The organism is uncultured Salinicola sp., from assembly GCF_937921195.1.
Classification (GTDB): Bacteria; Pseudomonadota; Gammaproteobacteria; order Pseudomonadales; family Halomonadaceae; genus Salinicola.
In genome coordinates, this window is the sequence record NZ_CALFQK010000190.1 from 1 (window position 1) to 7,999 (window position 7,999).

The 7,999-nt window shown below is 62.6% G+C and carries 8 protein-coding genes; 6 read left to right on the top strand and 2 right to left on the bottom strand.

The window, feature by feature from the left end; genetic code table 11:
- Positions 1-291 precede the first annotated feature (291 nt).
- Positions 292-1,719 carry an NCS1 family nucleobase:cation symporter-1 gene (locus Q0602_RS22460; RefSeq protein ID WP_298848191.1) on the bottom strand — a complete coding sequence of 476 codons (1,428 nt, stop codon included), beginning with the start codon at positions 1,717-1,719 and terminating at the stop codon, positions 292-294.
- A gap of 434 nt (positions 1,720-2,153) precedes the next feature.
- Between Q0602_RS22460 and Q0602_RS22465 the strand changes: the two genes are divergently transcribed.
- The gene (locus tag Q0602_RS22465) at positions 2,154-2,639 is read left to right on the top strand and encodes an ureidoglycolate lyase (protein WP_298848193.1); all 486 of its coding nucleotides are present in this window, start codon (positions 2,154-2,156) and stop codon (positions 2,637-2,639) included.
- On the opposite strand, the gene Q0602_RS22470 is transcribed toward Q0602_RS22465, so the two are convergent.
- Positions 2,636-3,382, bottom strand: coding sequence for an FCD domain-containing protein (locus tag Q0602_RS22470; RefSeq protein ID WP_298848195.1), 747 nt, complete (start codon positions 3,380-3,382; stop codon positions 2,636-2,638). The genes Q0602_RS22465 and Q0602_RS22470 overlap by 4 nt on opposite strands.
- 226 nt (positions 3,383-3,608) lie before the next feature.
- Between Q0602_RS22470 and Q0602_RS22475 the strand changes: the two genes are divergently transcribed.
- From Q0602_RS22475 to Q0602_RS22495, 5 genes are all read left to right on the top strand, one after another.
- Complete coding sequence (locus tag Q0602_RS22475; protein WP_298848197.1) at positions 3,609-3,827, top strand: hypothetical protein; 219 nt, start codon at positions 3,609-3,611, stop codon at positions 3,825-3,827.
- On the top strand, positions 3,824-5,284 hold the full coding sequence (locus tag Q0602_RS22480; RefSeq protein ID WP_298848199.1) for a sodium:solute symporter: 1,461 nt from the start codon (positions 3,824-3,826) through the stop codon (positions 5,282-5,284). The genes Q0602_RS22475 and Q0602_RS22480 overlap by 4 nt, the downstream gene beginning before the upstream one ends.
- Positions 5,281-6,471, top strand: a complete 1,191-nt coding sequence (locus tag Q0602_RS22485) for a M20 family metallopeptidase (protein ID WP_298848201.1) — start codon at positions 5,281-5,283, stop codon at positions 6,469-6,471. Before Q0602_RS22480 ends, Q0602_RS22485 begins: the two co-directional genes overlap by 4 nt.
- Positions 6,464-7,576: an alanine racemase gene (locus tag Q0602_RS22490; RefSeq protein WP_298848203.1), complete on the top strand. Its 1,113-nt coding sequence runs from the start codon at positions 6,464-6,466 to the stop codon at positions 7,574-7,576. The genes Q0602_RS22485 and Q0602_RS22490 overlap by 8 nt, the downstream gene beginning before the upstream one ends.
- Before the next feature lie 70 nt (positions 7,577-7,646).
- Positions 7,647-7,999, top strand: a 353-nt coding sequence (locus Q0602_RS22495; RefSeq protein ID WP_298848205.1) for a RidA family protein, incomplete at its 3' end; no start/stop codon positions are given.

A 7,999-nucleotide genomic window follows, 5' to 3' on the forward strand; every position in this document is an offset into this window, starting at 1 on the left:
TCCATGACCAGCCGCGTCGGCTCTCCCCCAGTGTGGGAATCGATGACATGGATGCGCTTCATGGGGGTTCCTCCGATACGGGCAGGCCGCAGGACGTTGAGCGGCTCGCAACGGCGAGTGTCGCGAATATTGTAGATTTTATACAATCTTCCGGGCGCAATGGGAAGCGTACCCGCGAGAAATGAGGCGCCATCTTTGATGTCGCGCCGCGGCGATCACAAAAAAGCCGGCGCTGGAGGCGCCGGCAACGGGAGAGAACGCACGAGGCGCTCTAAGAGACAGAACGGCCGACTACGAGGCGACGGCTGCCGCGACAGAGGCGCGTCGCATCGCCATGGCGTAGAACGTCGCGCCGAGCGCGCCGCCGATGAACACCGAGAAGTGCCCCAGGTCACCCAGCGGGAGGAAGTTGATCACGATGCCGATCAGCGATGCGGCGACCACCGCCTTCACCGCGGCCGGATTGAAACCGTTGCGGTACCAGTAGGGGCCGCCGGGATCGACGCTGAACAGGGCGTCCACATCGATATGCCCGCGGCGGATGCGGTAGTAGTCCATGATCAGGATGCCGTAGAGCGGGCCGATGGCGGCCGCCAGCAGATCGACGGTGTAGTGGATGATCTCCGGATTGCTGAACAGGTTCCACGGGGTCAGGAAGATCGAGCCGACGGCGGCGATGAAGCCGCCGGTGCGGAAGCTGATCCTGCTCGGCGCCATGTTGGAGAAGTCGAACGCCGGGGCGACGAAGTTGGCGACGATGTTGATGCCGATCGTCGTCGTCACGAAGGTGGCGGCGCCCAGTACGGCGATGAAAGTGTTGTCGAGGCGCGAGACGGTCTCGATCGGATCGTCGATCATTTCGCCGAAGACCGGAAGCGTCGCCGAGACCATCATCACCGTGGTCGCCGAGAACACCAGGAAGTTGACCGGCAGGCCCCAGAAGTTGCCGCGCTTGACGTCGTCGAAGGTGCGCGCATAGCGGGTGAAGTCGCCGAAGTTGAGCGTCGGGCCGGCAAAATAGCCGGCGACGATGGCGGCCGCGATCACCATCTGCCACAGCTGTTCGCCGGGAGAGAGCTGGATATCGCTCAGGGTGAAGCTGATGTTGGCCCAGCCCGCCTGCCACACCAGCCAGGCGGCGAGCGCAAACATCACCACATAAACCGCCGGGCCGCTCCAGTCGATGAAGCGGCGGATCGAATCCATACCGCGCCAGAACACGATCGCCTGCAGGCACCACAGCAGCATGAAGCTGATCCAGCCCAGATAGGAGAGGCCGAGAAAGCTGGGGCCGGCCAGCGATTCCATGCCGGGGAACAGGCGCAGGATCACGATGGTCAGGGCGTTGGAGGCGAGAAACGTCTGGATGCCGTACCACACCACCGCGATCAGGCCGCGAATCATCGCCGGGATATTGGCGCCCAAGACGCCGAACGAGAGCCGACAGATCACCGGGAACGGCACCGCGGCTTTCTGACTCGGTCTGGCCATCAGGTTGGCGAAGATCTGCACGATGCAGATACCCACCAGCAGCGAAATCAGCACCTGCCAGCCCGCCAGGCCGAGCGCGAACAGGCTGGCGGCGACCACGTAGCCGCCGACGCTATGGACGTCGGAGAGCCAGAAAGCGAGGATGTTGTACCAGTTCCAGTTCTGGGTGGTTGGCGCCAGATCGGCGTTATAGAGCCGATCGCTGTAGCCGGAAGGATGTTGCGACATGGCGTGTGCCCTCCGCGGGGCCGTCTTGTGATTGTGATTCCCGTTATTTTGTATACAAGATGCGTGCCATGCCCGCCATCCACGAATAGTCGCAGGCCGTCGCGGCGGGGTGAAAACGGCTGTTGCCGGATAATCCCCTCATCGATCAGGTATCTAGCCCGACACGCTCAGGGCAGACGCGGCCGAACGAACCCCTGACTGGCGGCGGAAGCCTGGCCGCGCTGAGCCGTTCTCTCGCCGGTTGTTGCACGATGGGTGCGCAGATCGGGGATGCCCGGCACTCTTAGGGTGCAATTACCAGGGTGCAGTTACGGTGAAATGGCCAAGTCGAGCAGCCGGCAGATTGAACACGAGTCGTCCTGGTGCCTGCGCTGGACGTTGTTTTTTTGTATACGATAAGCCGGAAATTCGGCAACAAGAATAGGAGAGTGAGCATGCTGGAACTCGAGGCCGCGAAGCTGACCGCAGAGGCCTTCGCCGCGTTCGGCGAGGTGATCGACTCGCGCGGCAGCGAGTCGTTCCCGATCAACAACGGCCGCACCCGACGCCACCACGCGCTGGCCAAGGTCGACATCCGCGACGCCTCGACGCCACCGCTGATCAGCGTGTTCGTCAGTCAACCGGTGCCGCTGCCGCTGGAACTGGAACTGCTCGAGCGCCATCCGCTGGGCAGCCAGGCGTTCATGCCGCTGCACGAGGAGCGCTTCATCGTGGTCGTGGCCCCGCCGGGCGACGCTATCGACCCGAGCGAGGTTCGTGCCTTCGTCACCGACGGCCGCCAGGGTGTCAACTACCGCGCCGGTACCTGGCATGCGATCCATTCGGTGCTGGAAAGAGAGGGAGAGTTTCTGGTCGTCGACCGCGGCGGTGCCGACAACCTCGACGAGCGGCCGATGGCGATTCGGGTGGTGATGCCCTAGCGAGCCGGTAGCGCGAAGAATTGGCGATCCATGTCGGGTCGTTCGATGTCGGAGAGTTCGAAAAGCATCTCCCGCACATGCTCGAGATGTTCGCTCATGCTGCTTTCGGCCAGTGTCGCATCGCGCCGGGAGAGCGCATCGAGAATGCGCCGGTGGTCTGGCACCCAGTAGTTGAGCTGTTGCTTGTTCTCGATATGGGACTGCAGCTTCTGCCACATCGGCGATTTTTCCCGATATTTCCAGAGCTGGTGGACCGTGGCAATCAGTAGACTGTTCTGTGTGGCCTCGGCGACCCCCAGGTGAAACTCGAAATCCCCCCGACCCTGGTAGATGCCTTGCTCGAACTCCTGAGTCTCCAGCGCCAGGGCGGTCTCCAGGCGAGCGATATCGCGTGGACCCGCCGTGCGTGCGGCGAGCCGAGCGATGCTGCTCTCGAGAATCTGGCGCGCCTGCAGCAGTTCGAATGGACCTATGTCGTGGTCGAGCTCTTCGTTGGCATCGCTCCCCTCTACCACGTGAACGCCTGAACCCTTGCGGATCTCGACCTTGCCCTTGACCTCGAGCATGATCAGCGCCTCGCGGATCACGGTACGGCTGACGTCGTAGGCCTCGCACAGGTTCTTTTCCGAAGGCAGCCGGCCGCTGATGGCAAACTCGCCGGCATTCAGACGGGCGAGCAGATGTTCGCCCACCTGTCTGTAGAGGCGCGATCCGCCACCCGCGAAGAAATCGATTCCTGCCATAACCCTTCTTTCATCCACTCGTGCAATTACGCGCAGTGTAGCGTTTTCCGGAGATGTCATACAGGTTTTGGCCGCCCGTCGGGCTAGGTTGTCGATTTTCGATGATTGGTGTTACTCGGACAAAGTTCCAGTGGCGATTGTATTGCTCGTGATGATGTATTATAAATTATTCGAACATGTATTATATGTTGAGTGATTAGAAGACAACATCAATAAAGGCCCTGCCATGTCACGCTCCCTAACCCAACGTGTCCTGTGGTTGCTGATGGCGGTCGTCATCGCCATGACCGCCACGCCGATCGTCATCCTTGCCAACCGCATCACCCCATCGCCTCTGGGTGTTCCGTTCTTCCTGTTGTGGTGTGGGGCGATACCGCTGCTGTTATGGATTCTCATGGTGTTGCATAGCCGCGTGTCCTCCCTGGAAGGGGAGAGCAAATCATGACGGCGTTGATTGGCATTTCCATCGTTCTCATCCTGACGCTGGGGGTCGGTCTCGCGCCCGCCTTCAGCCGCAAGGCGAAACAGGCGCTCAGCGTCAACGAGTACTTTCTCGGCTCACGGGGCATGGGGCCGGTGGTGCTGTTCTTCACGTCGATGGCGACCTGGTACAGTTCGTCGCTGTTTCTCGGTGCGGTGGCGGAGGTCTATGCCAAGGGCATCGGCTGGATCTTCGCGTTCACGTCGACCGCGATTTCCGGTCTCGTCTTCTATTTCATCGCGCCCCGCATGCAGGCGCTGGGGCAGCGCCACCGGTTCGTGACGCAAGCCGATTTCTTCGCGCATCGATTCGACAGCCGGTTGCTGGGACTTCTCGTCGGGCTCGTGGGCACGGTCTGCATGATTCCCTACATCACCATTCAGGTGGTCGGCGTCGGGTTGATCTTCGATATCTTTACCGACGGCCTAGTACCGTTCTGGCTGGGTGCGCTGATCGCCGTGGCGATCTGCGCACTGTTCATCTATTTCGGTGGCATGACTTCCGTCGCCTGGACCGATGTCCTGCTCGGCATCGTTTTCGTGACCAGCATCTGGTTCGTCGTCGGCATGATCCTCTTCGATGCCTTCGGCGGGTTCGGCAGCTTCTTCGAAGCGGCGCGTACGCGTGTTCCCGAATTGTTGACCCTACCTGGACCGAAGAATCTCGAGTGGGGGTACTTCCTGTCCCAGACCTGGGTCATCGGACTCGGCGGATACATGTGGCCGCATCTCTACATGCGTATGGTCGCCGCACGCTCCGCGCGTGACGCCCGTCGCGTCGGTTCGCTGATCACATTGGCCTCGGTGCCCAGCCAGTTACCCGTCGTGCTGGGGGCGCTCGCCGCCGCCATTCTGATTCCCTCCCTGGCGAGCCCCGATACGGCACTGATCTCGCTGATCGGCGACTATGCACCCCTCTGGACCATCGCCATCCTGGGCGCCGGCGGTATCGCCGCATCGCTCTCGACGATCAACAGTCTCGCCCACTCCCAGGGGGTGACAGTGGCGCAGGATCTCTATCTGCGATTGGTCAAGAAGCGTCCATCGGAATCCAGGATCATCGCCGTTTCCCGCGCGTTCGTGCTGATCACCTGCGTGATCGCCTATGCGGCGGCGCTGACCAAGCCGACCTTCCTCTGGACGATTCTGGCGAATACCTACAGCGGTGTGATCCAGTTCTTCCCGCTGATGATCGCCGCCTTGTTCTGGTCGAAGGCGACCAAGCAGGGAGCGATCGCCGCGCTGATCGTCGGACTTGTCACCGCGCTGCTGTTCTCCTATGTCATCGGTACGCCGTGGGGCATCGTCGCCCCCGCCTGGGGCTTCGTCGCCAATGTGTTGACGCTGATCGTCGTCAGCCTGATCACTCAGCCCGCCCGTGACGGGGTCGGGGTGACCACCGTAAGCCGGGAGGCGACATGAGTTCGAACCTGAGAAAACGACTCGATGTCCAGCGGGTGGCCGAACTGACGCGCCGTTTGATCGAGAGGGAAAGCGAGAACCCTCCCGGTAACGAGGCGGGCGTAGGCGATGTCATTGCCAGTTTCTGCGAGCGGCTGGGTCTGGAAGTGACGCGCCAGCCGGTGGCGGGTGACCGGTTCAACGTGATCGCCCGGTTGCCGGGGCGCAACCGGAACCACAGCTTCGCCTACAACGGCCATCTCGACGTGGTGCCGGCTGGCCCTGCCGAACTCTGGACCACGCCAGCGTTTACGCCCGACATCCGCGATGGCCGTCTGTACGGGCGCGGCGCCTGCGACATGAAGGGCTCGGTCGCGGCGTTCATGCACGTGCTCGAGTGCCTGGTCGACCAGGACGAGCCACCGGCGGTGGATATCGTCTTCACGGCGGTAATCGACGAAGAGAAGAGCAACAAGGGCATCAAGGCGTTGCTGGACAGCGGGTTCCATGCCGACTGGTGCGTGGTTGGCGAACCGACCGGTATGGATATCGCGATAGGGCATCGCGGCGTCATCGCGTTCGAGCTGGTCATGGACGGCGTTGCCTGTCATGCGGCGCAGTCGCAGCATGGCGTCAATGCGCTCTACCATGCCGTCGAAGCGGTTCAGGCGATTCGCAACCTGGACAGGCGATGGCAGCAGCAGCGATCCAACGATGTGCTCGGCCAGAGCCGGCTGCAGGTCACCGGATGCCAGAGTGGCGTCAAGGTCAACGTCATCCCGGCCCGGGCGAGCCTGCAGATCGATGGCCGCCTGGCCTGCGGCGAAACCGAGGCCCAGGTGCGCGACGCTCTGGAAGCCGAACTCTCGCGTCTGCAAGCCGCCGGCAGCATCGGGTCCTGGCAGCTGAACCAGACTACCTTCTGTCCGTCCGGCCTGACGCCGGTCGAGGCGGGTATCAGCCGACACTGCGCGGCCGCAGTCGAACGGGCACGCGGTATGGCGCCTCGTCTCTATCCCTTTGAAGCGACTTGTGAGGCTGCCTTTCTGATGGAGGCCGGCATCAAGACACTGATCATCGGTCCGGGCTCTATCGTGCAGGCCCATCAGGCCGATGAATTCGTCGAGCTCGATCAACTCGAGATGGCGGCACTCGGTTATGCCCAGATCATAGATTCCCTCGACGAGGTCATTTTTTCGCATGCCTGATCACCCTACGACTCTCGACGAACTGCTGACCCCGGAAGTCATCGTGCGTCGCGATATCCTGAACGCGACCATCGACCGAATGGAGCGCCGGCTCGCCGATGCCGGCGTCGCGCATCGTCCTCATATCAAGACGCACAAGAGTGCCGATATCGCGCTGCGCCAGCAGCAGGCCGGCGCCCGGGGCATCACCACTTCCAGTATCGGCGAAGCCGAAGTCATGGCGGATCACGGCCTCAAGGACATCCTGATCGCCTACCCGATCATCGGTGAGCGCAATCGTCAGCGCCTGGTTGCCCTGGCCCCACGACTTGACCGACTGATCGTGTCGATCAACTCGCTGGAGGCGTTGGAGAACGTTGCCTCGGCAGCCGCCGAGGCCGGCCGGGTCATCGAACTCTATCTCGAGATCGACGTGGGCATTCACCGCGGCGAGCTGCCACCGGACGAGCGCGTGCTGGCGGTCGCCCGGCGCGCCGTTGATCTGGCATCGGTTCGGATATCCGGGCTGCAGGGCTACGCCGGACAGTGCTACGCGCCCGCGAGTCGCGAGGCGCGCATCGCCGTCGCTCAGGAGGCGCTGGAGACGCTAAAGTCGGTAAGGACGTTGCTGGCGGAGGCGGGAATCGTCGTCGACACCTTGTCCATCGGCTCCTCCATGGAGGCGTTGATGATCGAGGCACTGCCCGGCGCCACCGAGGTCCGGGCCGGCAACTACGTGCTGGGCGATCGCGGCATCCTCGATGTCGGCGAGGTCACCCCGGCGCAGTGCGCCCAGCGTGTGTTGACGACGGTCATTGCGCAGCAGGAGCCGGGCTACGCCATTCTCGATGCTGGCTCCAAGACGTTGACCAGCGACGGTACCAAGCACGGCAAGGGCCATGGCCATGTCGTCTCGATGCCGGATGCGACGATCACCCATCTCAACGAGGAGCATGGTTTCCTGCGCTACGATCCCTCCCTTCATCGACTCGCGATCGGCGATCGGTTCGAGATCATCCCCAACCACTGCTGCGTCGTGCCCAATCTCAAGGATCGCCTGGTGCTGTGCGAGGGCAACGACATCGTCGGCGAGATAACCGTCCACGCTCGCGGCGTCTGCTACTGAGCCTGACCTTGCCGGTCAGGCCTGAACCATCGCGTGATCTCGTCCCGCGAACCCATCAGGAGAACAATCCATGAGCATCAAACGTTATGGCGTCGAGGGCGGCGTCGGCACCGGCGGCCAGAAACTGCCCTTCGCCCGCGCCACCGAAGCGGCCGGCTGGCTGTTCGTCTCCGGCCAGACTCCGATGACCGACGGCGAGGTCGTCGAGGGCAGCATCATCGAGCAGTCGCGGCTGGCCTTCGCCAGCTGCCTGCAGATCGCCGAGGAAGCCGGCTACGGCGTCGAGGATGTCGTCCATGTCACTGCCGTGCTCACCGACGCGCGCTACTTCAGCTCGTTCAACAAGGTGTTCAAGGAAGTGTTCGGCGATCATCCGCCGGCGCGGATCTGCAGCGTTCAGGACCTGGTCGTCGACTGCAAGGT

What these genes read in the sequence shown, in the direction of transcription:
- Q0602_RS22480 (WP_298848199.1), top strand. Translation starts at nt 3,824, where the DNA reads ATGACGGCGTTGATTGGCATTTCCATCGTTCTCATCCTGACGCTGGGG.
- Q0602_RS22490 (WP_298848203.1), top strand. Translation starts at nt 6,464, where the DNA reads ATGCCTGATCACCCTACGACTCTCGACGAACTGCTGACCCCGGAAGTC.
- Q0602_RS22485 (WP_298848201.1), top strand. Translation starts at nt 5,281, where the DNA reads ATGAGTTCGAACCTGAGAAAACGACTCGATGTCCAGCGGGTGGCCGAA.
- Q0602_RS22460 (WP_298848191.1), bottom strand. Translation starts at nt 1,719, where the DNA reads ATGTCGCAACATCCTTCCGGCTACAGCGATCGGCTCTATAACGCCGAT.
- Q0602_RS22475 (WP_298848197.1), top strand. Translation starts at nt 3,609, where the DNA reads ATGTCACGCTCCCTAACCCAACGTGTCCTGTGGTTGCTGATGGCGGTC.
- Q0602_RS22465 (WP_298848193.1), top strand. Translation starts at nt 2,154, where the DNA reads ATGCTGGAACTCGAGGCCGCGAAGCTGACCGCAGAGGCCTTCGCCGCG.
- Q0602_RS22470 (WP_298848195.1), bottom strand. Translation starts at nt 3,382, where the DNA reads ATGGCAGGAATCGATTTCTTCGCGGGTGGCGGATCGCGCCTCTACAGA.